The sequence below is a fragment of the Serratia sp. Je.1.23.a genome (assembly GCF_051129805.1).
Taxonomy (GTDB): Bacteria; Pseudomonadota; Gammaproteobacteria; order Enterobacterales; family Enterobacteriaceae; genus Serratia; species Serratia liquefaciens.
Genome location: NZ_JBCPSR010000008.1, coordinates 25,536 through 48,139 on the forward strand (window position 1 = coordinate 25,536; position 22,604 = coordinate 48,139).

Consider the following 22,604-nt stretch of genomic DNA (forward strand, 5'->3'; position numbering starts at 1 on the left):
AATAGGAATGCTTTTTATTTCAATTAAGATTTGAGCAAATTGCATAAAAAAAGGGCACCGAAGTGCCCTCTTTTGTGTCGAAAAATTATTCGCGATTAAGCGATAACTTTAGCAACAACACCAGCGCCAACAGTACGGCCGCCTTCACGGATTGCGAAACGCAGACCGTCGTCCATCGCGATTGGGTGGATCAGGGTAACAACCATGTTCACGTTGTCACCTGGCATTACCATTTCAACGCCTTCTGGCAGTTCGATGGTACCGGTCACGTCAGTTGTACGGAAGTAGAACTGTGGACGGTAGCCTTTGAAGAATGGAGTATGACGACCACCTTCTTCTTTGCTCAGGATGTACACTTCTGAGTCGAACTTGGTGTGTGGCTTGATTGAACCTGGTTTAGCCAGTACCTGACCACGTTCGATATCTTCACGCTTGATACCACGCAGCAGAACACCAACGTTCTCACCAGCACGGCCTTCGTCCAGCAGTTTGCGGAACATTTCAACGCCAGTACAGGTAGACTTAACGGTGTCTTTGATACCAACGATTTCAACTTCTTCGCCAACTTTAACGATACCGCGCTCAACACGACCGGTAACAACGGTACCACGACCGGAGATGGAGAAGACGTCTTCGATTGGCAGCAGGAACGGCTTGTCGATAGCACGCTCTGGTTCTGGGATGTAAGAATCCAGGTAACCGGCCAGCTCGATGATTTTAGCTTCCCACTCAGCTTCGCCTTCCAGTGCTTTCAGCGCTGAACCACGAACAACCGGCAGGTCATCACCAGGGAAGTCGTAAGCAGACAGAAGTTCACGAACTTCCATTTCTACCAGTTCCAGCAGCTCTTCATCATCAACCATGTCGCATTTGTTCATGAATACGATGATGAAAGGAACGCCAACCTGACGACCCAGCAGGATGTGCTCACGGGTCTGAGGCATTGGGCCGTCAGTCGCAGCAACAACCAGGATAGCGCCGTCCATCTGAGCAGCACCGGTGATCATGTTTTTAACGTAGTCGGCGTGCCCTGGGCAGTCAACGTGCGCGTAGTGACGAGTCGGGGTGTCATACTCAACGTGAGAAGTGTTGATGGTGATACCACGAGCTTTTTCTTCTGGCGCGTTATCGATCTGGTCGAAAGCACGTGCAGAACCGCCGTAGGTTTTAGCCAGAACGGTGGTGATTGCTGCAGTCAGGGTAGTTTTACCGTGGTCAACGTGGCCGATAGTACCAACGTTAACGTGCGGTTTGGAACGTTCAAATTTTTCTTTAGACACGGCTATATTCCTTACTCTTATGCTCTCCCCTCATGGAGAGAGCACTGATCAATGTGTTAAACCCGAAAGCTTATTTACCACGGGCTTCAATAACGGCCTGAGCGACGTTGTTCGGCGCATCATCGTACTTCAGGAACTCCATGGAGTAAGAAGCACGGCCTTTGGTCAGAGAACGCAGTTGAGTTGCGTATCCGAACATCTCGGACAACGGAACTTCAGCGTGAATCTGAACGCCAGTAGCGTTGGATTCCTGACCTTTCAGTTGACCACGACGACGGCTAAGGTCACCGATGACGTCACCAGTGTTCTCTTCCGGCGTTTCAACTTCAACCTTCATGATAGGCTCAAGCAAAACAGGTTTTGCTTTCTTAAAGCCATCTTTAAAGGCGATAGAAGCGGCCAGTTTAAACGCCAATTCGGAGGAGTCAACATCGTGGAAAGAACCGAAATGCAGACGCACACCGAGATCAACTACCGGATAACCAGCCAGTGGACCAGACTTAAGCTGCTCCTGGAGGCCTTTATCAATGGCAGGGATGTATTCCGTTGGGATCACACCACCTTTAATGTCATTGATGAACTCATAACCTTTCGGATTTGAGCCCGGCTCCAGTGGGTACATGTCGATCACAACGTGACCATACTGACCACGACCACCAGACTGCTTGGCGTGTTTACCTTCGATATCGGTAACTTTCGCGCGAATCGCTTCACGGTAAGCAACCTGAGGTTTACCCACGTTAGCTTCAACGTTGAATTCACGCTTCATGCGGTCAACCAGGATATCCAGGTGAAGTTCACCCATACCTGCGATGATAGTCTGACCTGATTCTTCGTCAGTCCATACGCGGAATGATGGGTCTTCCTTCGCCAGACGGCCCAGAGCCAGACCCATTTTTTCTTGGTCAGCTTTGGTTTTTGGTTCAACTGCAACGGAAATTACCGGCTCAGGGAACTCCATACGCTCCAGAATGATCACGTGGTTTGGATCACACAGAGTGTCACCGGTAGTCACGTCTTTCAGACCGATTGCTGCAGCGATGTCGCCCGCACGAACTTCTTTGATCTCTTCACGCTTGTTAGCGTGCATCTGAACGATACGGCCCAGACGCTCACGAGCAGCCTTCACTGAGTTCAGAACGGTGTCACCGGAGTTAACGATACCGGAGTACACGCGGAAGAAGGTCAAGTTACCCACGAATGGGTCGGTAGCAATTTTAAATGCCAGAGCAGCAAACGGCTCTTCATCGCTAGCGTGACGCTCAGCCGGAGTATCTTTACCGTCGTCCAGGATACCGTTGATTGCAGGGACGTCAATTGGGGATGGCAGGTAATCAATTACCGCATCCAGCATCGCCTGCACGCCTTTGTTTTTAAAGGCGGAACCACAGGTAACCAAGATGATTTCGTTGTTCAGCACGCGCTGACGCAGAGCAGTCTTGATTTCTTCCTCGGTCAGCTCTTCGCCGCCCAGGTATTTGTCCATCAGCTCATCTGAAGCTTCAGCTGCAGATTCAACCAGGTTCTGGCGCCATTCTTCAGCCAGCTCTTGCATGTCAGCAGGGATGTCTTCGTATTCGAAGGTCACGCCAGCATCAGCTTCGTTCCAGTTGATCGCTTTCATTTTCACCAGGTCAACAACACCGGTGAATTTCTCTTCTGCGCCGATAGCCAGCTGCAATGGCACTGGATTCGCGCCCAGACGAGATTTGATCTGACCAACAACTTTCAGGAAGTTAGCACCCATGCGGTCCATTTTGTTAACGAACGCGATGCGTGGAACTTTGTATTTGTTAGCCTGACGCCATACAGTTTCAGACTGAGGCTGAACACCACCTACAGCACAGTAAACCATTACAGCGCCATCAAGAACACGCATGGAACGTTCTACTTCGATGGTGAAGTCAACGTGTCCTGGGGTGTCGATGATGTTTACGCGGTGCGGCTCAAACTGCTTGGCCATACCAGACCAGAAAGCAGTAGTCGCTGCAGAAGTGATGGTAATACCACGCTCCTGCTCCTGTTCCATCCAGTCCATGGTGGCAGCGCCGTCATGAACTTCACCGATTTTGTGGTTTACACCGGTGTAGAACAGAATACGTTCGGTAGTGGTCGTCTTACCGGCGTCGATGTGGGCGCTGATACCGATATTACGGTAGCGCTCAATGGGTGTTGTACGAGCCATTTGATTCCTCTATTGCCTTAGGCGTTCAAGTTCGGTTAACCCAAGCGGGTTGGCTTCTTGAAGCGCCCGCTTGGTTAGCATAACTACTGCGTGGCAATTACCAGCGGTAGTGGGCGAACGCCTTGTTAGCTTCGGCCATACGGTGAACGTCTTCACGCTTCTTAACAGCAGAACCTTTGTTCTCAACTGCATCAGAAAGCTCGTTCGCCAGGCGCAGAGCCATGGATTTATCACCGCGTTTACGAGCAGCATCAACGATCCAACGCATTGCCAGAGCATTACGACGGACCGGGCGAACTTCAACTGGCACCTGATAAGTAGAACCACCAACGCGGCGAGACTTAACTTCTACAGTCGGGCGAACGTTGTCGAGGGCTACTTCGAAAGCTTCCAGGTAATCTTTACCAGAACGCTGAGCCAGGGTCTCCAGCGCGGTATAGACGATTGCTTCTGCAGTAGATTTTTTACCATCTACCATCAGGATGTTTACAAATTTGGCCAACAGTTCGGATCCGAACTTAGGATCTGGCAGGATTTTACGTTGGCCGATTACGCGACGACGTGGCATGGAAATACTCCGTTGTTAATTCAGGATTGTCCAAAACTCTACGAGTTTATTTTGACATTAAAGTGAAAATGTTTGGCCTTACTTAACGGAGAACCATTAAGCCTTTGGCTTCTTCACGCCGTACTTGGAACGAGCTTGCTTACGGTCTTTAACACCGGAGCAGTCAAGTGCACCACGAACGGTGTGGTAACGCACACCTGGCAAGTCTTTTACACGACCGCCACGGATCAGGATCACGGAGTGTTCCTGCAGGTTATGACCTTCACCGCCGATGTAGGAGGTAACTTCAAAACCGTTAGTCAAACGCACACGGCATACTTTACGCAGTGCGGAGTTTGGTTTCTTAGGAGTGGTGGTATATACGCGAGTACATACACCACGTTTCTGCGGGCAGGCTTCCAGCGCTGGAACGTTGCTTTTAGCAGCCTTCACAGAGCGTGGTTTGCGTACCAGCTGATTAATTGTTGCCATTAAAAAGCTCCTGGTTTTTGCTTCGTAAACACGTGATAAATCCCCTCGTATGCACTACTGGCAAAGTACGAGGACGCAGAATTTTATGGCTGAGTAGTAGAGGTGTCAAGAAATATACAACATCACTCTCATCACCAGGCCATTTGGCTGCGATGTTTTTCGGTTAATTCAACGAAGTGATTATAGCCGACGACAGTGATTTTGTGTGAAAAATGACCAGGCACCCCTCTGGCATCCAGGTCGTTCTGCAGCGCATAAAGGGATATGGGGGCATTGAGCAGCAATTCAAGGTGCACGCTACCGGCCAGGCCGGCCAGCACGCCATCCTGCAACAGCAACAGGTCATCGCCCGGTGCGGTCAAACGCAGCAGCGCGGGCAAATCACATTGAGTGGGGGAACGGCTAAGGGTATACAGCATCAGGATTTCCTAAAATGTCATCACCACGTCATAGCTGGCCAGTTGGCGACTCAGCGCATCCGGTGCCAAAATCTCGGCGTCCAACACCCAGTCGGTCACCTGACTCAGGCCGCGTTCCTGTAGCGATGCCTGGCAAAGATAACACTGTTCAACGTCATACAGCGGCAGCACGCCAAAGGTGGCAATGTAATTGCGCGCCAGAATTTTTTCCGGTTGCTGTCCCGGCATGATTTGCAACACGCCGTCACCGATAAAAAACACGCCCAGATCTTCGCTCAGCGCCGAAGTGGCTAACAACGCATCCAGACCTTCCCTGCCGCTGGCGCTGCCGTGTGGACTCTGGGTAAAAACAAAAGCGACTCGTTTCATAAACTCTCTCAGAACTGCACCAGGCGGTCACAGCTCAGCGAAGCCTCCGCCAGCGAGCCCAGCCCGCTAAGGGTAAAACCCGGCTGAAGATTGGCGCTGGGCAATCCTTGCTGTGCGGCTTCCTGCTCATCGGTCACACCGCGCCGCAGCGCCGCAGCCACGCAGACGTTGAGCTCAATGCCATGCTGCTGTGCCAACTGCACCCAACCCCGTACCAAATCAAATTCGTCGCTGGCCGGTGCAGTCAGTTGATTGGCGTTCAACACCCCTTCACGGTAAAAAAACACGCTGGAGAGACGGTGTCCCTTGGCCAGCAAAGCCTGCGCGAACTGATAGGCGCTGCTGGCCTGTTGAGTGCCGTATGCCGGGCCGGTGACCAAAAGGCAGTAATTCAGCATCCGCGCTCAGTTCCCAACAGATCGCCGCTTTTGAACTGGCGGATGTACAGATACACGGTGTGTTTTGAGATATTCAGACGGTCCGCCACCTGATTAATGGCGTCCTTGATATCAAAAATGCCCTTCTCATAGAGATTCAGCACTACCTGGCGGTTTTTGGCATTGTTGGAGACATTACGATCGGCATTAACTTCCTCAATGGTAAACTCCAGCGTCTGCGCCACCAGATCGTCAACGGAAGACGCAAAGTTGACCGAGGGTGCCACGTCCTGAGTTTCCGGCGGCATAAAGGTCTGCATCACCTGGGAGAAAGGCACGTCGAGGTTCATGTTGATACACAACAAACCGATCACCCGCTGCTCGCGATTGCGGATGGCGATAGTCACCGACTTCATCAACACACCGCTCTTGGCACGGGTAAAATAGGCCTTGGACACGCTGCTGTCATCGCCGGCCATGTCATGCAACATACGCAGCGCGAGGTCAGTGATCGGCGAACCGATCTGCCGCCCGGTATGCTCACCGTTCGCAATCCGTACCGCCGAACATTTCAAATCTTCCAAAGCATGCAGCACGATTTCACAGTGCCCGCCGATCAACATCGCCAGGCCGTCAACAACCGCTTCGTAAGACTTCAGGATTTCATGATCCGTCTGAGTAAACGGACGTTCATTCAGCAAATCAAGTTCGCTGGCTTCGCTGGATAAAAGCGAATTAGACATCGAAAATACCACCCTCAAAGATCGCCTGTGCCAGGGGGCGCAGCTAAAACTGCTCGTGCGGGTTCCTTTCCACAGGCGGCACACCCTTGAAGTTACGCGGGATGGGCTGGCTGATATCAGTCTGAAACAGCACGACGAGCGTCCGCAGGCCGAGATGACCAGGAACAGTTTTAGGTACACGCCCTAAGGGGCAGGCGCATGACTCATAAGTCCGGATTATTAGTCTAGCAAAACAGCCAGAGTAAAGTCCTTGCGTTTGCGCGTGGTATTGACGTTAAGCCCGATGCCCGGCAGGCGTCAAGCGATCAGTGGGCAGGAAGCGAAAGTTAGCGCTGATTTGGCGGATTAAAATGAACACCGCCGCGAGGGAAGCTCGCGGCGGTGTGGGGACTCAGACAGGCTTATTGCGCTTTGGCGTCTGCCGCTGCGTCAGCCGGCTTCTCAGCCTTGGCATCCGCTTTAGGAGCGGCTTTCACATCCAGCAGTTCAACGTCGAACACCAGTGTGGAGTTAGCCGGGATGCCCGGAACGCCAGTTTTACCGTAGGCCAGCGCCGGTGGGATAACCAGCTTGATTTTGCCGCCTTTCTTGATGTGTTTCAGGCCTTCGGTCCAACCTGGGATCACACCGTCCAGACGGAATGACAGTGGCTCACCACGGGTGTAGGAGTTATCAAACTCGGTGCCGTCAGTCAGGGTGCCTTTGTAGTTTACTACAACGGTATCGCTGTCTTTAGGCGCAGAACCGGTACCTGGCTTCTCTACCTGATACAGCAGGCCGGACTCGGTTTTCTTCACGCCTTTTTCTTTCGCGAAGGTATCGCGGTACTTGGTGCCTTTCGCTTCGTTATCTTTCGCGTCCTGCTCCATCTTCGCCTGAGCGGAAGCCTTCACGCGCGCTTCAAAGCTCTGCAGAGTTTTTTCGATATCTGCGTCGTTCAGCTTGCTCTTGTTGGCGAAAGCGTCCTGAACGCCTGAGATCAGCTGGTCTTTGTCCAGTTTGATACCCAGTTTTTCTTGCTCTTTCAGCGAGTTGTCCATGTAACGGCCCAGGGATGCGCCCAGTGCGTAAGCCGCTTGCTCGTCATCGTTCTTGAACTTGCCGGTGCTTGGTGCTGCGTCTGCGGCTTTAGCTGCTTCTGCCGGTTTAGCTGCATCGGCAGCCATGACCTGGGTCGCATTCAAAGCAAAAGCCATGGTGGTTGCCAGAAGCGTGACTTTAAACAAAGATTTCATCCATTTCTCCAGTGTCTGAAGCGGTGCCCCAAACAATCATTAAGTAAGATAACCGGGCTACTATAGCTGTCCGAAACAAAACAAAACAGTCACACAGGTAACCAATCGAGTCAAAGTGTGACTCCAGCTTTAAACAGAAGTTTCGTTTAATGTGCTACCCGTATGATAAGTCAGATTTTTCCTGCGCCCGTGGTATCCACAGTAACAAAAACCGCCACACCGAGCGCTCTATTTTTCAGCACTTTACACAGTGCACCGGCGCTTTCCGTCTGCCCCCGCACATAGCGGGGTGAAATAGCGCAGCGCAAAGCCGCCGGCAGCTGTTACCATAGCGTCAGATTCAGGATTTAACCGCGTCAGAGGTAGCATCATGCACAACGCCGATATCCAAAGCCTGTTACTGCGGCTTGAAGAACTGGAAAGCCGTCAGGCCTTTCAGGAAGTCACTATTGAAGAGCTCAATCAGACCGTGGTGAAACACCAGCTTGAAATGCTGAAATTGCAGGATCACCTGCGCGTGCTGACCGACAAGCTGCGTTCGACCCAAACGTCGATGATTGCGTCGCAGTCGGAAGAAACACCGCCGCCACATTATTGATAAGCCATAAAAAAGGGCAGCCTGAGGGCCGCCCTTTTTTTTGCCGTTACTGCGCTGCGATTAGTGGCAGCCGCAACCGCCGTTACCACAACCGCCTTTCTTGGCCTGACCGTGATCATGCGCGTGGTCATGGTCGTGATCGTGGCCATGGCCGCCGCAGCACCCTTCACCGTGTTCGTGGTGATGATCGTGCTCGCCGTGTACGTGGCCGTGCGCCAATTCTTCAGCGGTAGCTTCGCGGATCGCGACAACTTCTACGTTGAAGTTCAGGTTCTGGCCAGCCAGCATGTGGTTACCGTCAACCACTACGTGATCGCCGTCCACTTCGGTGATTTCGACCGGCACTGGGCCCTGATCGGTGTCAGCCAGGAAACGCATGCCAACTTCCAACTCGTCAACGCCCATAAAGACGTCTTTCGGCACGCGCTGCACCAGGTTTTCGTCGTAGTTGCCGTACGCATCGTTAGCGCCAACGTTAACGTCAAAACGATCGCCCGCTTCGTGGCCTTCGAGTGCTTTTTCCAGACCTGCGATCAGAGAACCATGCCCGTGCAGATAGTCCAGCGGCGCACTCACCGGAGACTCATCAACCAACACACCGTCTTCTGTACGTACTTGATAAGCCAGGCTGACCACCAAGTCTTTTGCTACTTTCATGATATCTCCTACCGTTGGATACTTGGACGCAGCCGCCATGAGGCCGCGCCTTTACCGGACAGATTGTATCGGAAATCTGCCCCGCTGTACCCTCCAGCATAAAAAAACGCGCTCGATAACGCTATTCCGGATGGAAAATACCGATCACCTGCTCCTGCGGCCGGACGTGCTTTTCCACCTGCTGTTCGGTCTGCCGCTGATGATGGCCGCACTTGACGCACTCCACCACTTCAACCTGGTCTTCACGCCAAACGGCCAGCATATCCATAGCCTTACAGCTTGGGCAGACCGCCCCGGCGATAAATCTTTTCCGTGTTGCAGACATCTCAGTGCTCCAAATTATTCGTATTCATCCCAGCCGTCGAACTGGCGACTCTCTTTTTGCATTTCCCGGTGGAAAAGTTCTTCCAGCTCGCGCCGCGCTTCCTTCACGCGGGAAATTTGCGCCACATCGCCGTGATGCGGCGGCATCAGCTCACGCAACATCCGCATATCCAATCGACGGAAGTGCTGCTGTGCGCGATAGGCCTGATGAGGATGCATACCCAGTTCCATCAGTGCCTTGCGCCCCAGTTCCAGCGCACTAGAAAAAGTTTCGCGACTGAACTGCTTGACCCCTGCCTGCAACAACTCATGCGCTTCCACACGACCGCGCGCCCGCGCCAAAATACTCAGCTCGGGAAAATGCTGCTGGCACAGGCGGACAATTTCCATGGTGTCTTCCGGCTCATTACAGGTGATCACAATCGACTTGGCCTTCGCCGCGCCGGCCGCACGCAGCAGTTCCAGCTCGGTGGCGTCACCGTAATACACCTTATAACCATAGCGCCGCAGTACGCCGACGGCGCTGACATCGCGCTCCAGGACGGTAATACGCATCTTGTTAGCCATCAGCAGGCGGCCGATCACCTGGCCAAAACGTCCGAAGCCCACGATGATCACCTGCGGATCGTCGTCTTCCACATACGGGGTCTCTTCGTCCTCATCCCGGGCGTTATAACGGCGCACCAGGATGCGATCGATAATTTGCATCAGCAGCGGCGTAGTCATCATCGACAGGGTCACCACCACCAGCAACAGCGCAAGCTGATCGGGCTGCAACACCTTCTGCGCCCCCGCCGCCGAAAACAGCACGAAGGCAAACTCTCCGCCCTGACTGAGTACCCCGGCAAACTGCAAGCGCACCGAGCTGCGCAGGCCAAAAATGCGCGACAGCGAGTACAGCACCCCTGACTTAATCGCCACCAACAGCACCACGCCCAGCAGCACTTCGGCCAGATGGGTATAGAGTACGCCGATATTCAGCGCCATGCCCACCGAGATAAAAAACAGCCCCAGCAGCAGCCCTTTGAAAGGCTCGATGGAGATTTCCAGCTCGTGGCGATATTCGCTTTCGGCCAGCAGCACGCCGGCGATAAAGGTCCCTAGCGCCATAGAAAGACCAAGGGCATCCATAAACATCGCCGCCCCCAGCACCACCAGCAGGGCGGCAGCGGTGAAGATTTCGCGAACTCCGGAAGAGGCGATATAGCGAAACAGCGGACGCAGCAAGAACCGTCCGCCGATCAGCATGCCGCCGAATGCTGCCACCTTGAGTGCAATTTGTGCCCAATCGTCGCTGCTGCCGCCGGCACCGGCCAGGATCGGGATCAGCGCCAACGCCGGGATCACCGCCATATCCTGGAACAGCAGCACCGAGAACCCCAACTGGCCGCCTTCGTTGCGGTTCATGCCCTTCTCGCGCATCAGTTGCAGCGCCATCGCGGTTGAGGACATCGCCAGCCCGATACCGCCAATCACGGCGGCCTGCCAGGCAAAATGCGTCAGATAAAGCAGCGCGCCCAGCACGGCGGCGGTGATCAGCACTTGCCCGGCACCGACGCCAAAGATTGAGCGCCTGAGTTCCCACAGCTTGCTCGGGTTCAGTTCCAGCCCGATGATAAACATCAGGAATACCACGCCCAATTCGGAAAAGTGCAGGATCTCGTCGACGTCGCGAATGAAACCCAATCCCCAGGGGCCAATGGCAATACCGGCAATCAGGTAACCCAGCACCGCGCCAATCCCCAGGCGTCGGGCAATCGGCACCGTGACCACGGCGGCGAACAGAAACAGTAAAATTGCGGTCAGTAACGTTGAGCCTTCCATGTTTACCTTCCTCCGTGCGGCAACGGGTTACGCAGCCAGTCGCCATACGCCGTGGCATGGTTTTCCAGCACTTCCGGCTTTTGACGGCGCGCCCAATACACCAGCATCGGCGTCAGCCAGTGCATATGACACATGGCGGCGGTCAACTCAAACGGCCGCAGAATATCTTCCATCGGGTAGCGGTTATAACCGCCGGTACGATAGGCCCCCTCCGGTTCCCCGGTGGTGATCACCGAACGCCAATACTTTCCCGCCAGCGCATTGCCGCCCATGCCGCTGGCAAAACCACGCGACAGCACGCGGTCCAGCCACTCTTTCAACAGGGCCGGACAACTGTAGGTATAGAGAGGATGTTGAAAAACAATGACCTGATGTTCACGCAGCAGTTGTTGTTCGTGGTGAATATCGATAAAAAAATCAGGATAGTGCGCGTATAAATCGTGCACGGTGACATGTTCCAACTGCTGTGCCGGTCGAAGCAAAACCCGATTCGCGACCGAGTCCTGGGATTCCGGATGGGCATACAGCAGCAAGACCTTGGGCGGCTGCGACATCATTCCCCTCCAAAGCGTCGTCAGGGTAGCGGTTTTCCGTTACCATGCTCCGCAAAGACTAATAATAGGACAGTCTGTGTCCTGTTAACTTAGAATCCATTCAATTTAACATACTCTGAACATACGGCGCTTTATGATTGTATTCTCCTCGCTACAAATCCGACGCGGCACCCGCGTCCTGCTGGACAACGCCACGGCGACGGTTAATCCAGGTCAGAAGGTCGGCCTGGTGGGTAAAAACGGCTGTGGCAAATCTACGCTGCTGGCCTTGCTGAAGGGTGAGATGGCCGCAGACGGCGGCAGCTACACCTTTCCAAGCAACTGGGCCCTGGCCTGGGTAAACCAGGAAACGCCGGCGCTCGACGTGCCGGCACTTGAGTATGTTATCGACGGCGACCGCGAATTCCGCCAGCTTGAAGCCGACCTGCAGCTGGCAAACGACAAAAACGACGGCCACGCCATCGCCACGCTGCACGGCAAGCTGGATGCCATCGACGCCTGGACCATACGCTCCCGCGCCGCCAGCCTGCTGCACGGCCTGGGGTTCTCCAACGAACAGCTGCTAAACCCAGTCAGAGCCTTCTCGGGCGGCTGGCGTATGCGCCTGAACCTGGCGCAGGCGCTGGTGTGCCGTTCTGATCTGCTGCTGCTCGACGAACCGACCAACCACCTGGATTTGGACGCGGTGATCTGGCTGGAGCGCTGGTTGAAAGGCTACCCTGGCACGCTGGTGCTGATTTCGCATGACCGCGACTTCCTGGATCCGATCGTCGATAAAATTCTGCATATCGAACAAGAGACCATCAACGAATACACCGGCAACTACTCCTCGTTCGAACGTCAGCGTTCGACCAAGCTGGCCCAGCAGCAGTCGCTGTACCTGAACCAGCAAGAGAAAGTGGCGCATCTGCAAAGCTATATTGACCGCTTCCGCGCGCAGGCCACCAAGGCCAAGCAGGCGCAGAGCCGTATCAAGATGCTCGAACGCATGGAACTGATCGCCCCGGCCCACGTGGATAACCCGTTCAGCTTCAGCTTCCGCCAGCCGGAAAGCTTGCCAAACCCGCTGCTGCGTATGGAGAAGGTCAGTGCCGGCTACGGCGACAAGGTGATCCTGAACTCGATCAAGCTGAATCTGGTGCCTGGCTCACGCATTGGCTTACTGGGCCGTAACGGCGCCGGCAAATCGACCCTGATCAAAATGCTGGCCGGTTCGCTTGAACCGTTGAGCGGTGAAATTGGCCTGGCAAAGGGCATTAAACTGGGTTACTTCGCCCAGCATCAGTTGGAATTCCTGCGGGCCGATGAATCGCCTCTGCAGCACCTGAGTCGCATCGCCCCGCGAGTGCTGGAACAACAGCTGCGCGATTACCTTGGCGGCTTTGGTTTCCAGGGCGATAAGGTCACTGAAGCCACCGAGCGGTTCTCTGGCGGCGAGAAAGCGCGGCTGGTACTGGCGCTGATCGTCTGGCAGCGCCCCAACCTGCTGCTGCTCGATGAACCAACCAACCACCTGGATCTGGACATGCGTCAGGCGCTGACCGAAGCGCTGATCGATTTCGAGGGTGCGTTGGTGGTGGTCTCGCACGACCGTCACCTGTTGCGCTCTACCACGGACGATCTCTATCTGGTGCATGATGGCCAGGTGGAAGTGTTCGAAGGCGATCTGGACGACTATCAGCAATGGCTGAGCGACCTGCAACGTCAGGAAAACCAGCAGGACGCCCCGGAGAAAGAGAACAACGGCAACAGTGCGCAGGCACGTAAAGACCAGAAGCGTCGCGAAGCCGAGTTCCGCAGCCAGACTCAGCCACTACGCAAGCAAATTGCCAAGCTGGAACAACAGATGGAAAAACTGGGCGCCGAACTGGCGGCGGTAGAAGAGAAGCTGGCGGACTCCGCACTGTACGACATCAGCCGCAAGGCCGATCTGACTCACTGCCTACAGCAACAAAGTCAGGCCAAGTCCGCATTGGAAGAAACGGAAATGACCTGGCTGGATGCGCAGGAGCAGTTGGAACGCTTTACGCAAGAGTTCGAATCCTAAGGACTACGGGGCGGCCTGCCGCCCCTGCATGTCACCCCTTGTAAAAGGGTTTATCCCCCAAGATGGTCGCACGGTGCATAATGCGCCGCTGTGGCAGATAATCCGCGTTGGCGTAATGTTGCGTCACGCGGTTATCCCAAATGGCGATGTCATTTTCCTGCCAGCGCCAGCGCACCTGGAACTCCGGCTTGGTAATGTGAGCAAACAGGAAGTTCAGCAGCGCGTCACTTTCCTTCGGTGCCAAATCAACAATTCTGGTCGTGAAACCTTCGTTGACGAACAGCGCCTGCCGGCCGCTGACCGGGTGGGTACGTACCACCGGGTGCAACAGCGGTGGGTTTTTCTGTACCGCCAACTGCCAGCGCTGATGTTCCTCTTCGCTGCCGCGGTGCTTGTATTCCGGGAATGATTTGGTGAAGTCATGCTCCGCCTGCAGGCCCGCCAACAACTGCTTAAAAGGGGCAGACAAGGCTTCATAAGCTGCGATACCGCTGGCCCACAGCGTATCACCGCCGGTGGTAGGCAGTGTTTTCGCGGCCAAAATCGCCCCCAGCGGTGGGTTTTCGATAAAGGTCACGTCGGTATGCCAGTTATCGTTGTCCGGCGGATTATTGTCATGGGTATCCAGCACGATAATCTCTTTCACATCGGCGGCTTGCGGGTAAACCGGATGGATGTGCAGATCGCCAAAGCGGCCGGCCAAATTACGCTGTTGCAACGGCGTGATCGGCTGATTGCGCAAGAACAGCACCTGATGTTTGAGCAACGCGTGGTAGAGCTGCTCGAATTGACCGTCGCCCAGCGGGCGCGCCAAATCAACATTCTCCACCAGCGCACCGATATAAGGCCCCAACGGGGTGATACTCAAACGTTCGTTCATTGCTGTACTCCATGCCACGGGGTCAATCGGCGCTGCAAGGCACGCAGCCCCAGTTCCAGCCCAAATGCAATAATCGCAATCACACCGATACCGGCCAGCACCACATCGGTGGCCAAAAACTCTCCGGCGGATTGCACCATAAATCCCAGACCGCGCGTGGCGGCAATCAGTTCTGCTGCGACCAGCGTCGACCAGCCGACCCCCAGCCCAATACGGATACCGGTTAAAATCTCCGGCAAGGCGCTCGGCAGCACCACAAAACGCAGCACCTGCCAGCGGTTGGCGCCCAGCGCGCGCGCCGCGCGCACCCGAACCTGAGCCACGCTACGCACTCCCGCCACGGCGGACAGCGTCACCGGGGCGAAAATCGCCAGATAAATCAGCAGGATCTTCGAAGTTTCACCGATGCCGAACCAAATCACCATCAGCGGTAAATAGGCCAGCGGCGGCACCGGGCGATAAATTTCAATCAGCGGATCGAGAATGCCGCGTACCGTATCGTTCAGCCCCATGGCAATACCCACCGGCACCCCGATAATCACCGCGGCCAGCAACGCAACCAGGATGCGCCCCAGGCTGGCGGCCAGATGCTGCCATAGCGTGGCATCCATAAAACCCTGCGGGCTGGCTATGGTGATCAACTGATGCAGCACCTGCTGCGGCGCCGGCAAGAACAACGGGCTGATCAGGTTCAACGCGGTCACGCCCCACCAAATAGCCAGCACCACCAACAGGGTGGTGCTGCTCAACCAGACGTTGCGTGGCACGCTAAAGCGTCGCGGTGCCGCAGCCTTCGGCTGGGCAACCTCTTTAAGGGCAGAATGCAGGCTCATAACAAGGCCTCACGCTGTTGGAAGACTTTACCCAGCACGTATTCGCGCTGGGCGATAAATTCAGGATCAGACTTGATCGAACGGCAAGGCTCACCGTCGGCATAGCGTTGGCCGAAATTCAGCGCCAGACGCTCCACCACCTGCCCCGGGCCCGGCGACAGCAGCAGCAGCTCACTGGCAAGGAACACCGCCTCTTCAATATCGTGGGTAATCAACAACACCTGCTTGCCGGTATCCCGCCAGATGGTCAGCAGCAGTTCCTGCATTTGTTCACGGGTAAAAGCATCCAATGCACCGAACGGCTCATCCAGCAACAGCAAACGCGGATTGGCCGCCAGTGCGCGAGCTATGCCCACGCGCTGGCGCATGCCACCGGAAAGCTGCCAGATGAAGTGCTGATCATAACCGGCCAAGCCGACGCGCTGTAGCATCTGCAGCGCCACTTCACGACGCTGCGGCTTGCCGACTCCGGCCAGCTGCAAGCCAAATTCGACGTTATCCACCACGTTACGCCACGGCAGTAAACCTTCATGCTGGAACACCACGCCCCGCTCGGCTCCGGGGCCTTTTACGGGAACTTCGTCAAGCGTGATGCTGCCAGCTGAAGGCTCGATAAACCCGGCGATCAAATTCAGCAGCGTGGTTTTGCCGCAGCCCGAAGGGCCAAGCACCACCACCAGTTGTCCAGCGTCAATCTGGAACGAGACGTCGCGCAGCGCAGGACGCCCCTGGTACTCTGCTGAAAGATGGTTAACGTTTAGCATTCTGCTCCCTTACGACTGCGGCGCAGCCTGCACCTGTTTCACAAAGCGATCGGTGACATAGGCACTGTAATCGCTGTCGACCTGGGGAATTTTGCCCTGCTGTTTGAGGAACTCGGCGGTGTCATGAATGGCTTTGTCCACCGGCTGACCAAGCTGGGTGATCTGTTCGGCGACCGGCAGGTAAGTATTGCCCTGCACCAGCACCGGTATCTGCTCCTCCGGCACGCCGCTCAACCGGGAAAGCGTGCTGAGGTTGCCCTTGTCCTTCAGCCACTGTTCCGGCTGCGCCAAATAGGCTTTTTGGGCGTTCAGTGCGCTGGCGGCGAAGGCCGTCACCACTTCAGGATGCTTCTCGGCAAAGTCCTTGCGCACTACCCAAACGTCGAGCGTCGGGGCGCCCCATTGTCCGACCTGGGCGGAATCCGTCAGCACCTTGCCCTGTTTAGCCAACTCATTGACCACCGGGGCCCAAACATAGGCGCCATCGATATCACCGCGCTGCCAGGCCGCGGCGATGGCCGGCGGTTGCAGATTGAGGATTTTGACCTGCTCTGGCTTGATACCCCAGTGCTTCAGAGAAGCCAACAGGCTGTAGTGCGTGGTTGAGATAAAGGGTACGGCGATGCGCTTACCGATCAGATCCTGCGGGCTTTTAATCTCTTTTTTCACCACCAGCGCTTCGGAACTGCCGAGCTGGGAGGCGATCAGAAACACTTCGATAGGCAGTTTTTGGCTGGCGGCCACCGCCAATGGGCTGGAACCGATGTTGCCAATCTGGACGTCACCTGAAGCCAATGCGCGCAGCACGCTGGAGCCACTGTCGAATTTGCGCCAGTCAACGGTAGCGCCAGACTGTTTGGCGAAGCTGTTTTCCGCCTGCGCCACCTTGGCGGGTTCCGCCGAAGTCTGGTAGGCCACGGTCACGTCCACCGCATAGGCGCTGGCTGTGCCGAGTGACAACACCAGTAGTACCGCGCTGCGTAATGCAAAGAGTTTGCTCGCCATGATCGCTCCGTTGATAAAAGTCTGTTCAATTGCTGACAGTTTTATCCGAGCGACGACGAGCTATAAAAGAATAAAAAACTCTGCGTTATTACTTATGGGAATATTTAATCAAATCACCCCGATGTGGCGGAATCCCTCCAGGGAATCTTTTAGGGGCCCGCGTCAGTGTTCTCACATTAAGATAAAAAGTCACGGGCGGTGGCTGGTTGAAACGAACCCCATCTGATTACAGGCTAAGTTCGCCACGCAAAAAAATCTGCGCATAGCCGCCTATCAGGGTACGGTCGCCTTTCAGTTCGCAGAACAGCTCACCGCCGCGCGCCGAAATCTGCCGCGCGTGTAATTGATGGTGGCCGAGACGTGCGCTCCAGTAAGGCATCAACGTGCAGTGTGCAGAGCCGGTAACCGGATCCTCACCGCCATCCAGCGTGAAATAGCGCGAAACGAAATCCACCGTTTCGCCCGGTGCGCTGGCGATCACCGCGCGCCCGGCCAAAGTAATCAACGCCGGAATATCCGGCTGCAACGCTCGCACCTGCGCTTCGTTTTCCAGCACCACCAGCAGCGCATTGGCTTGCCACACTTCCTGCGGTTCAACACCCAATAGCGCACTCATCCCGGCAGGCGTCGCGATTTTTTGCGGCGGTCGGGACGGAAAATCCAGGATCAAGCGTTCGCCATCTTCGGCGTCGCGCTTAACGTACAAATCACCGCTTGCCGAACGGAAACGGATATCCTGCAACGCCGGATTGACCGCGCTGAACATCACGTGCGCCGCCGCCAGCGTGCCGTGGCCGCACAGATCCACCTCACGATGGGGAGTAAACCAGCGGATGGCCGACATATCGCCATCGTCCCAGACGAAGCTGGTTTCAGGCAGGCTCAGCTCATTGGCGATCGCTTGCATCTCGGCGGTCGACAACGGCTGTTTCAGCAGGCATACGCCGGCCGGATTGCCGCGAAACCCTTCGCCGGTGAAGGCCACTACGTGGAAGTAATTTTCTGCCATCTGCAACTCCTTAATGCCAGATGAGTAACACACAGGCCGCCGTCAGCAGCCCCATAGACAGATTAAAGATGATCCAGGCCTTTTTGCTGCGTAACAGGCGGCCAATCACCGTGCCGAAGCCGAGCCAAATCACCCCGGCGACAATATTCACCACCAAAATGCCCAGCGAGATCGCCACAATCGACGTGTTGTACCTGTCGCCTGCCAGGCTAAAACTGGCCACCGCCCCCAGCGCCATCAGCCAGGCCTTGGGATTAAGGAACTGCAACAGCCAGCCCTGATACAAGCGTATCGGTTTGGGCGGCGCCACGTCGGTCTCCAGCTTTTCATAAGCGGCTGTGGCCACTTTCCACGCCAGCCATAACAGGTACAGGCTGCCGAGGATTTTCAGCACCAGGTGCAGCGCAGGATAAACCAGGATCAGGCTGCCGACCCCGAACGCCACCAGCAGCAATATACTTTGCATCCCCAGCATGATGCCTATCATCAACAGCAGCGAGCGCATAAAACCAAAATTGGCGCCGGAGGTGGTCAGCAACATATTATTAGGGCCTGGCGTGATTGCGGCGACCCACAGGAAGCCTAACATCGAAAGAAATAAACTCGGTTCCATGAGGTGGGTGCTCCTCACCCAGGGTGATTTTTTGCAGTATTATTGTCAGTTCAGGATAGTGAAGCTAACAGCGCACTATTAATCCCACAATAGCCGCCAATAAGATTTTTACTCAGGTTATGCATGAATCCTTTCGCCCTTTGACCGGGGCCAGTAATCCGCATCTGCAGACGCTGCTGCCAAGGCTGGTGCGCCGCCGCGTGCAGCTAAAACCACATTGGCAACGGCTGGAATTACCCGACGGCGACTTTGTCGATCTCGCCTGGAGCGAAGATCCGGCTCAGGCTGCCGGCAAGCCGCGCGTGGTACTGTTCCACGGACTGGAAGGCAATTTCTACAGCCCCTACGCTCACGGTCAACTCAACGCCTGGCGTGAAAAAGGCTGGCTTGGCGTGGTGATGCATTTTCGCGGCTGCAGCGGCGTGCCGAACCGCAAGCAGCGCATCTATCACTCCGGAGAAACGGAAGATGCGCGTTTCTTCCTGCAGTGGCTGCGCGCAACCTACGGTGAAGCCCCCACCGCCGCGGTCGGGGTCTCGCTCGGCGGCAACATGCTGGCCTGCTACCTGGCACAGCAGGGGGCGGACAGTCTGCTGCAGGCGGCTGTCGTGGTTTCAGCACCGCTGATGCTGGAGCCCTGTTCGTGGCGTATGGAACAAGGCTTTTCGCGCGTTTATCAGCGCTATCTGCTTGGGCAACTCAAACAAAATGCCACCCGCAAGCTGCTGCATTACCCTGACACGTTACCGCTCAAGCTGCCGCAGCTCAAAGCGTTGCGCCGGATCCGCGACTTTGATGACGCCATTACCTCGCGCATTCACGGCTTCAGCGACGCCAGTGATTATTATCGCCGTTGCAGCGCCCTGCCGCTGTTGCCGGCGATCCAGACGCCGTTATTGATCATCCATGCCAAAGACGATCCCTTTATGACCGACGAAGTGATCCCCGAGGTCACCACGCTGCCGCACAACATTGAGTATCAGTTGACCGAGTTTGGCGGCCACGTCGGTTTTGTCGGCGGCACCTTGAAACACCCCCAAATGTGGCTGGAATACCGTATTCCATCCTGGCTTTCCCCTTATCTGGACACAACCACGTGATTATCCCCTGGAAAGAACTGGAAACTGAGACCCTAAACAGCCTGATCGAGTCCTTTGTGTTACGCGAAGGCACCGACTACGGCGAGCACGAACGCTCGCTGGAACAGAAAGTGGAAGACGTGCGCCGCCAGTTGAAAAACGGCGAGGTGCTGCTGGTTTGGTCAGAACTGCATGAGACCGTCAACATCATGCCACGCGGCCAGTTCCGCGCCGGGCAGGAAGAAATTTAGTGGCGATCGGTTCTATGACTGACGGAAAAAATCAGGTAACAATGGGTTATTGCAAACCAACGCGCGGAATTTTGCCCTTGGCGAAAGGGCGTCAAACAGACCAATAATCATATCTGACGCCTGCGCATTTAACACGGAGTGACCTACCACCATGTCCGCCAAACATCCCGTTATCGCAGTGACCGGCTCCAGCGGGGCCGGCACCACCACCACCAGCGTGGCGTTCCGTAAAATCTTTCAGCAGTTGAACATCCGCGCCGCCGAGCTGGAAGGCGACAGTTTCCACCGCTACACCCGGCCGGAAATGGACGCGGCGATCCGCAAAGCGCGCGATCTCGGCCGCCATATCAGCTATTTCGGCCCCGAAGCCAATGACTTCGGCCTGCTGCAACAAAGCTTTCTCGACTACGGCAAAAACGGCACCGGTCGCTCACGCAAGTATCTTCATACCTACGATGAAGCGGTACCCTATAATCAGGTTCCCGGCACTTTCACCCCATGGGAAGCTTTGCCGGCGCCGACCGACGTGCTGTTCTACGAAGGGCTCCACGGTGGCGTCGTGACTGAACACATCGACGTGGCCAAATACGTCGATCTGCTGGTCGGCGTAGTACCCATCGTGAACCTGGAATGGATCCAGAAGCTGATCCGCGATACCGGTGAACGCGGTCACTCCCGCGAAGCGGTAATGGATTCGGTGGTTCGTTCGATGGAAGACTACATCAACTACATCACGCCGCAGTTTTCACGTACCCATATCAACTTCCAACGGGTGCCGACGGTAGACACCTCCAACCCGTTCGCCGCTAAGGCTATCCCTTCGCTGGACGAGAGCTTTGTGGTCATCCACTTCCGCGGGCTGGACCAGATCGACTTCCCTTATCTGCTGGCAATGCTGCAGGGATCTTTTATCTCGCATATCAATACGCTGGTGGTGCCGGGTGGCAAAATGGGGCTGGCGATGGAACTGATCATGGCGCCGCTGGTGCAGCGACTGCTGGAAGGAAAAAAAATCGAGTAATCTACGGGGCGCGGTACAACCGCGCCCCTTTATCCGTTACGCCAGGTCGCGGATTTCAAAACTGTGGGTCACGCTGGCGGCTTTGCTCAGCATCAGTGAAACCGAACAGTACTTCTCAGCTGACAGGTTGACCGCACGTTCCACGATCTTGTCGCTCAAATCTTTGCCGGTCACGATAAAATGCAGGTTGATATGGGTAAACAACCGTGGCGCTTCTTCGCGGCGTTCAGAGGTCAGTTTCACCTCGCAATCACGTACGTCGTTGCGTCCTTTTTGCAGGATCGACACCACGTCGATAGCACTGCAGCCCCCTACAGACATCAGCACCATTTCCATCGGACTGGGCGCTTTATCACCAGCGTTGCCGTCCATCAATACCTGATGGCCAGACGCGGATTCACCCAGAAACGTCAACCCTTCCACCCACTTAACTCTTGCCTGCATGCTGGTCACTCCGGTTAATTTCTTAAAATCAGAGTACGCTTTCGCATAGAAACTGGCAACGGAACCTGATGCTAATCATGCTGAAGCGAGACAACACGAGACACCCGCCTCACTCTGTGCTACAAACAGAGCCGCAATAAATCTTTCCGGGACACTGATTTCAGGGAAACTCCCAGGGAAAGGCTCCTTTACCGGTATGTTAACAGAATGTAGCTTGCAGCTCTCCCGGCAAGTTAATATGCTAGAGCGACAGCGTATATTTATGACACGCCTCAAAACCTGCTGATAGCCACCATTAAAACAACGGCGACAGCACGTTTTACAGGGAACTCTGACCCCTGTGACACAAGGCAGCGATAACAACAGAGGATAACAGCGAATGGTTCTCGGCAAACCGCAAACAGACCCTACTCTCGAATGGTTCCTGTCTCATTGCCATATCCACAAATATCCATCCAAAAGTACGCTGATTCACCAAGGTGAAAAAGCCGAAACGCTTTACTACATCGTCAAAGGCTCCGTCGCGGTGCTGATTAAGGATGAAGAAGGTAAAGAGATGATCCTGTCCTACCTTAACCAGGGGGATTTCATCGGCGAGCTTGGATTGTTTGAAGAAGGTCAGGAGCGTAGCGCCTGGGTTAGGGCGAAGACCGCCTGTGAAGTGGCTGAAATTTCCTACAAGAAATTCCGCCAGCTGATTCAGGTAAACCCGGACATCCTGATGCGCCTGTCTGCCCAGATGGCAAACCGCCTGCAGATAACCTCTGAGAAAGTGGGTAACCTCGCCTTCCTGGACGTTACGGGCCGCATCGCGCAAACCCTGCTGAACCTGGCGAAACAGCCTGATGCCATGACCCATCCGGATGGCATGCAGATTAAAATCACCCGTCAGGAAATTGGCCAGATCGTCGGTTGCTCTCGTGAAACCGTGGGTCGTATTCTGAAAATGCTGGAAGATCAAAACCTGATCTCCGCTCACGGCAAAACTATTGTCGTTTACGGCACCCGTTAATCACTGAAAAAACGGCGCGATAATTCGCGCCGTTTTTTTATG

The 22,604-nt window shown here is 55.3% G+C and carries 26 protein-coding genes; 6 read left to right on the forward strand and 20 right to left on the reverse strand.

Features of this window, described 5'->3' with window-relative positions:
• Nucleotides 1-95: 95 nt before the first annotated feature.
• The 9 genes from tuf to fkpA all read right to left on the reverse strand — a co-directional run bounded on the left by tuf (nucleotide 96) and on the right by fkpA (nucleotide 7,647).
• Nucleotides 96-1,280 carry an elongation factor Tu gene (gene tuf / locus AAZT04_RS22250; RefSeq protein WP_020828747.1) on the reverse strand — a complete coding sequence of 395 codons (1,185 nt, stop codon included), beginning with the start codon at nucleotides 1,278-1,280 and terminating at the stop codon, nucleotides 96-98.
• Nucleotides 1,281-1,350: 70 nt separating this feature from the next.
• Nucleotides 1,351-3,465, reverse strand: coding sequence for an elongation factor G (gene fusA / locus AAZT04_RS22255; protein WP_020837250.1), 2,115 nt, complete (start codon nucleotides 3,463-3,465; stop codon nucleotides 1,351-1,353).
• 97 nt (nucleotides 3,466-3,562) lie between these two features.
• Nucleotides 3,563-4,033, reverse strand: coding sequence for a 30S ribosomal protein S7 (gene rpsG / locus AAZT04_RS22260; protein ID WP_020837252.1), 471 nt, complete (start codon nucleotides 4,031-4,033; stop codon nucleotides 3,563-3,565).
• A 96-nt stretch (nucleotides 4,034-4,129) separates the two neighbouring features.
• Entirely contained in the window at nucleotides 4,130-4,504 is a 375-nt protein-coding gene (gene rpsL / locus AAZT04_RS22265; RefSeq protein ID WP_004930426.1) for a 30S ribosomal protein S12, read from the reverse strand.
• A gap of 131 nt (nucleotides 4,505-4,635) precedes the next feature.
• Nucleotides 4,636-4,923 carry a sulfurtransferase complex subunit TusB gene (gene tusB / locus AAZT04_RS22270; protein ID WP_434681802.1) on the reverse strand — a complete coding sequence of 96 codons (288 nt, stop codon included), beginning with the start codon at nucleotides 4,921-4,923 and terminating at the stop codon, nucleotides 4,636-4,638.
• A gap of 9 nt (nucleotides 4,924-4,932) precedes the next feature.
• Entirely contained in the window at nucleotides 4,933-5,292 is a 360-nt protein-coding gene (gene tusC, locus AAZT04_RS22275) for a sulfurtransferase complex subunit TusC (protein WP_020837255.1), read from the reverse strand.
• A gap of 8 nt (nucleotides 5,293-5,300) precedes the next feature.
• Nucleotides 5,301-5,690 carry a sulfurtransferase complex subunit TusD gene (gene tusD, locus AAZT04_RS22280; protein WP_020837256.1) on the reverse strand — a complete coding sequence of 130 codons (390 nt, stop codon included), beginning with the start codon at nucleotides 5,688-5,690 and terminating at the stop codon, nucleotides 5,301-5,303.
• Entirely contained in the window at nucleotides 5,684-6,412 is a 729-nt protein-coding gene (locus tag AAZT04_RS22285; RefSeq protein ID WP_020837257.1) for a helix-turn-helix transcriptional regulator, read from the reverse strand. Before AAZT04_RS22285 ends, tusD begins: the two co-directional genes overlap by 7 nt.
• Nucleotides 6,413-6,813: 401 nt before the next feature.
• Nucleotides 6,814-7,647: an FKBP-type peptidyl-prolyl cis-trans isomerase gene (fkpA, locus tag AAZT04_RS22290; protein ID WP_020837258.1), complete on the reverse strand. Its 834-nt coding sequence runs from the start codon at nucleotides 7,645-7,647 to the stop codon at nucleotides 6,814-6,816.
• Nucleotides 7,648-8,017: 370 nt separating this feature from the next.
• Between fkpA and AAZT04_RS22295 the strand changes: the two genes are divergently transcribed.
• The gene (locus AAZT04_RS22295; RefSeq protein WP_020837259.1) at nucleotides 8,018-8,245 is read left to right on the forward strand and encodes a SlyX family protein; all 228 of its coding nucleotides are present in this window, start codon (nucleotides 8,018-8,020) and stop codon (nucleotides 8,243-8,245) included.
• 60 nt (nucleotides 8,246-8,305) lie between these two features.
• Here AAZT04_RS22295 and slyD read toward each other — a convergent pair whose 3' ends face one another.
• The 4 genes from slyD to kefG all read right to left on the reverse strand — a co-directional run bounded on the left by slyD (nucleotide 8,306) and on the right by kefG (nucleotide 11,604).
• Nucleotides 8,306-8,902: a peptidylprolyl isomerase gene (slyD, locus tag AAZT04_RS22300; protein ID WP_020837261.1), complete on the reverse strand. Its 597-nt coding sequence runs from the start codon at nucleotides 8,900-8,902 to the stop codon at nucleotides 8,306-8,308.
• Between the two features lie 121 nt (nucleotides 8,903-9,023).
• Complete coding sequence (locus tag AAZT04_RS22305; protein ID WP_434681807.1) at nucleotides 9,024-9,227, reverse strand: YheV family putative zinc ribbon protein; 204 nt, start codon at nucleotides 9,225-9,227, stop codon at nucleotides 9,024-9,026.
• 14 nt (nucleotides 9,228-9,241) lie between these two features.
• On the reverse strand, nucleotides 9,242-11,050 hold the full coding sequence (gene kefB, locus AAZT04_RS22310) for a glutathione-regulated potassium-efflux system protein KefB (RefSeq protein ID WP_048760541.1): 1,809 nt from the start codon (nucleotides 11,048-11,050) through the stop codon (nucleotides 9,242-9,244).
• 2 nt (nucleotides 11,051-11,052) lie between these two features.
• On the reverse strand, nucleotides 11,053-11,604 hold the full coding sequence (gene kefG / locus AAZT04_RS22315) for a glutathione-regulated potassium-efflux system ancillary protein KefG (protein WP_041415731.1): 552 nt from the start codon (nucleotides 11,602-11,604) through the stop codon (nucleotides 11,053-11,055).
• Between the two features lie 133 nt (nucleotides 11,605-11,737).
• Between kefG and AAZT04_RS22320 the strand changes: the two genes are divergently transcribed.
• Nucleotides 11,738-13,651, forward strand: coding sequence for an ABC transporter ATP-binding protein (locus tag AAZT04_RS22320; protein WP_129982622.1), 1,914 nt, complete (start codon nucleotides 11,738-11,740; stop codon nucleotides 13,649-13,651).
• Nucleotides 13,652-13,682: 31 nt separating this feature from the next.
• Here the strand turns inward: AAZT04_RS22320 and tauD are convergent, their stop codons facing one another.
• From tauD to AAZT04_RS22350, 6 genes are all read right to left on the reverse strand, one after another.
• Entirely contained in the window at nucleotides 13,683-14,531 is an 849-nt protein-coding gene (gene tauD, locus AAZT04_RS22325; protein WP_020837270.1) for a taurine dioxygenase, read from the reverse strand.
• Nucleotides 14,528-15,364 (reverse strand): taurine ABC transporter permease TauC, encoded by an 837-nt coding sequence (gene tauC / locus AAZT04_RS22330; RefSeq protein WP_020837272.1) that lies wholly within the window; start codon nucleotides 15,362-15,364, stop codon nucleotides 14,528-14,530. Before tauC ends, tauD begins: the two co-directional genes overlap by 4 nt.
• Nucleotides 15,361-16,128, reverse strand: coding sequence for a taurine ABC transporter ATP-binding subunit (tauB, locus tag AAZT04_RS22335; RefSeq protein ID WP_020837273.1), 768 nt, complete (start codon nucleotides 16,126-16,128; stop codon nucleotides 15,361-15,363). The genes tauC and tauB overlap by 4 nt, the downstream gene beginning before the upstream one ends.
• A gap of 9 nt (nucleotides 16,129-16,137) precedes the next feature.
• The gene (gene tauA / locus AAZT04_RS22340) at nucleotides 16,138-17,133 is read right to left on the reverse strand and encodes a taurine ABC transporter substrate-binding protein (protein WP_262259630.1); all 996 of its coding nucleotides are present in this window, start codon (nucleotides 17,131-17,133) and stop codon (nucleotides 16,138-16,140) included.
• Between the two features lie 226 nt (nucleotides 17,134-17,359).
• A complete protein-coding gene (locus AAZT04_RS22345; protein ID WP_129982625.1) occupies nucleotides 17,360-18,142 on the reverse strand; it encodes a PhzF family phenazine biosynthesis protein in 783 nt (260 codons plus the stop codon).
• 10 nt (nucleotides 18,143-18,152) lie between these two features.
• Nucleotides 18,153-18,755 carry a LysE family translocator gene (locus tag AAZT04_RS22350; RefSeq protein ID WP_020837282.1) on the reverse strand — a complete coding sequence of 201 codons (603 nt, stop codon included), beginning with the start codon at nucleotides 18,753-18,755 and terminating at the stop codon, nucleotides 18,153-18,155.
• 119 nt (nucleotides 18,756-18,874) lie between these two features.
• On the opposite strand from AAZT04_RS22350, the gene AAZT04_RS22355 reads away from it, so the two are divergent.
• From AAZT04_RS22355 to AAZT04_RS22365, 3 genes are all read left to right on the forward strand, one after another.
• Nucleotides 18,875-19,855, forward strand: coding sequence for a hydrolase (locus tag AAZT04_RS22355; protein WP_129941678.1), 981 nt, complete (start codon nucleotides 18,875-18,877; stop codon nucleotides 19,853-19,855).
• Nucleotides 19,852-20,085, forward strand: a complete 234-nt coding sequence (locus tag AAZT04_RS22360; RefSeq protein ID WP_020837285.1) for a YheU family protein — start codon at nucleotides 19,852-19,854, stop codon at nucleotides 20,083-20,085. Before AAZT04_RS22355 ends, AAZT04_RS22360 begins: the two co-directional genes overlap by 4 nt.
• A 151-nt stretch (nucleotides 20,086-20,236) precedes the next feature.
• Nucleotides 20,237-21,106, forward strand: coding sequence for a phosphoribulokinase (locus AAZT04_RS22365; protein WP_434681816.1), 870 nt, complete (start codon nucleotides 20,237-20,239; stop codon nucleotides 21,104-21,106).
• Between the two features lie 36 nt (nucleotides 21,107-21,142).
• Here the strand turns inward: AAZT04_RS22365 and AAZT04_RS22370 are convergent, their stop codons facing one another.
• The gene (locus AAZT04_RS22370; RefSeq protein ID WP_020837287.1) at nucleotides 21,143-21,550 is read right to left on the reverse strand and encodes an OsmC family protein; all 408 of its coding nucleotides are present in this window, start codon (nucleotides 21,548-21,550) and stop codon (nucleotides 21,143-21,145) included.
• A 379-nt stretch (nucleotides 21,551-21,929) separates the two neighbouring features.
• Between AAZT04_RS22370 and crp the strand changes: the two genes are divergently transcribed.
• Nucleotides 21,930-22,562 carry a cAMP-activated global transcriptional regulator CRP gene (gene crp / locus AAZT04_RS22375; RefSeq protein ID WP_004718520.1) on the forward strand — a complete coding sequence of 211 codons (633 nt, stop codon included), beginning with the start codon at nucleotides 21,930-21,932 and terminating at the stop codon, nucleotides 22,560-22,562.
• The last annotated feature ends 42 nt before the right edge of the window (nucleotides 22,563-22,604 follow it).

Excerpts from the sequence above, each read along its gene's own strand:
- AAZT04_RS22295 (WP_020837259.1), top strand. The coding sequence starts at position 8,018 with ATGCACAACGCCGATATCCAAAGCCTGTTACTGCGGCTTGAAGAACTG.
- tauB (WP_020837273.1), bottom strand. The coding sequence starts at position 16,128 with ATGCTAAACGTTAACCATCTTTCAGCAGAGTACCAGGGGCGTCCTGCG.
- fusA (WP_020837250.1), bottom strand. The coding sequence starts at position 3,465 with ATGGCTCGTACAACACCCATTGAGCGCTACCGTAATATCGGTATCAGC.
- AAZT04_RS22365 (WP_434681816.1), top strand. The coding sequence starts at position 20,237 with ATGTCCGCCAAACATCCCGTTATCGCAGTGACCGGCTCCAGCGGGGCC.
- AAZT04_RS22350 (WP_020837282.1), bottom strand. The coding sequence starts at position 18,755 with ATGGAACCGAGTTTATTTCTTTCGATGTTAGGCTTCCTGTGGGTCGCC.
- tauA (WP_262259630.1), bottom strand. The coding sequence starts at position 17,133 with ATGGCGAGCAAACTCTTTGCATTACGCAGCGCGGTACTACTGGTGTTG.
- rpsL (WP_004930426.1), bottom strand. The coding sequence starts at position 4,504 with ATGGCAACAATTAATCAGCTGGTACGCAAACCACGCTCTGTGAAGGCT.
- crp (WP_004718520.1), top strand. The coding sequence starts at position 21,930 with ATGGTTCTCGGCAAACCGCAAACAGACCCTACTCTCGAATGGTTCCTG.
- tusC (WP_020837255.1), bottom strand. The coding sequence starts at position 5,292 with ATGAAACGAGTCGCTTTTGTTTTTACCCAGAGTCCACACGGCAGCGCC.
- tusD (WP_020837256.1), bottom strand. The coding sequence starts at position 5,690 with ATGCTGAATTACTGCCTTTTGGTCACCGGCCCGGCATACGGCACTCAA.
- kefG (WP_041415731.1), bottom strand. The coding sequence starts at position 11,604 with ATGTCGCAGCCGCCCAAGGTCTTGCTGCTGTATGCCCATCCGGAATCC.
- AAZT04_RS22345 (WP_129982625.1), bottom strand. The coding sequence starts at position 18,142 with ATGGCAGAAAATTACTTCCACGTAGTGGCCTTCACCGGCGAAGGGTTT.
- rpsG (WP_020837252.1), bottom strand. The coding sequence starts at position 4,033 with ATGCCACGTCGTCGCGTAATCGGCCAACGTAAAATCCTGCCAGATCCT.
- AAZT04_RS22305 (WP_434681807.1), bottom strand. The coding sequence starts at position 9,227 with ATGTCTGCAACACGGAAAAGATTTATCGCCGGGGCGGTCTGCCCAAGC.
- AAZT04_RS22370 (WP_020837287.1), bottom strand. The coding sequence starts at position 21,550 with ATGCAGGCAAGAGTTAAGTGGGTGGAAGGGTTGACGTTTCTGGGTGAA.
- fkpA (WP_020837258.1), bottom strand. The coding sequence starts at position 7,647 with ATGAAATCTTTGTTTAAAGTCACGCTTCTGGCAACCACCATGGCTTTT.
- AAZT04_RS22355 (WP_129941678.1), top strand. The coding sequence starts at position 18,875 with ATGCATGAATCCTTTCGCCCTTTGACCGGGGCCAGTAATCCGCATCTG.
- tauD (WP_020837270.1), bottom strand. The coding sequence starts at position 14,531 with ATGAACGAACGTTTGAGTATCACCCCGTTGGGGCCTTATATCGGTGCG.
- kefB (WP_048760541.1), bottom strand. The coding sequence starts at position 11,050 with ATGGAAGGCTCAACGTTACTGACCGCAATTTTACTGTTTCTGTTCGCC.
- tauC (WP_020837272.1), bottom strand. The coding sequence starts at position 15,364 with ATGAGCCTGCATTCTGCCCTTAAAGAGGTTGCCCAGCCGAAGGCTGCG.
- AAZT04_RS22285 (WP_020837257.1), bottom strand. The coding sequence starts at position 6,412 with ATGTCTAATTCGCTTTTATCCAGCGAAGCCAGCGAACTTGATTTGCTG.
- tusB (WP_434681802.1), bottom strand. The coding sequence starts at position 4,923 with ATGCTGTATACCCTTAGCCGTTCCCCCACTCAATGTGATTTGCCCGCG.
- slyD (WP_020837261.1), bottom strand. The coding sequence starts at position 8,902 with ATGAAAGTAGCAAAAGACTTGGTGGTCAGCCTGGCTTATCAAGTACGT.
- AAZT04_RS22320 (WP_129982622.1), top strand. The coding sequence starts at position 11,738 with ATGATTGTATTCTCCTCGCTACAAATCCGACGCGGCACCCGCGTCCTG.